The organism is Agrobacterium sp. ICMP 6402 (assembly GCF_009498615.1).
Taxonomy (GTDB): Bacteria; Pseudomonadota; Alphaproteobacteria; order Rhizobiales; family Rhizobiaceae; genus Agrobacterium; species Agrobacterium burrii.
The window spans coordinates 75,099-75,769 of sequence record NZ_QSNV01000001.1; the positions used below are offsets into that span (position 1 = coordinate 75,099).

General features: G+C 51.4%; 1 pseudogene. It reads right to left on the bottom strand.

Features of this window, described 5'->3' with window-relative positions:
• A pseudogene (locus tag DXT96_RS00370) lies at nt 1-213 on the bottom strand (hypothetical protein); the annotation flags it as partial.
• Nucleotides 214-671: the final 458 nt, after the last annotated feature.

Here is a 671-nt window from a genome sequence, read left to right on the forward strand (position 1 = left end):
GGCGCCGAGGCCGAGCGCGTCCTGTACGGCGGAAAGCGCGCCATTGTCGGAACGCATGGTGGTCGCGATCGACCAGTATGCGGCGTTGTCGGAAGCTTCGCCGACGCGCTGGCCGGAGGACACGCGGTCCTGGGTGGCTTCCATGTTCTGGCCGATAGAACGCAGGGTCTGGAGTGCAGACATGGCTGCAACGTTTGTCAAAATGCTGGTCATAATAAATTGCCCCTTGAATGGCTGATTAGAAAAGGGACATTCCGGTCTCACCGGGAACGGCGCGCAGCGTCATGCCTGCTAACCAGCTGATTTTTAAAGGTTAGCTCGCCGTTTCGATGGCTCTAGCTAACTGCTTCATGGTTAATAAATACTTAAAGTAGTAAAAAGCATAAGGTAAAATTTTTACGTGTAAATCATCTAAAAAAGTTAAAAATAATATGACCGCACCCGTCTCCGGATGCGGCGTTCGAAATGGCGATACGCTGTGGCTGATGCTTCGCCAGTTTTTCAATTGCATAATCTCGAGGTGCGCTCAATTTTGCCGTCGACGAAAAAACGGCAGACTAGCGAACTTCAGTTCCTTTCGAGGGGATGGTGAACGAAAAAAGCCGCGCTCGAGGCGCGGCTTTCCGATTTGAATGATGTCGCTTGCGATTAACGGAAGAGCGAAAGAATGC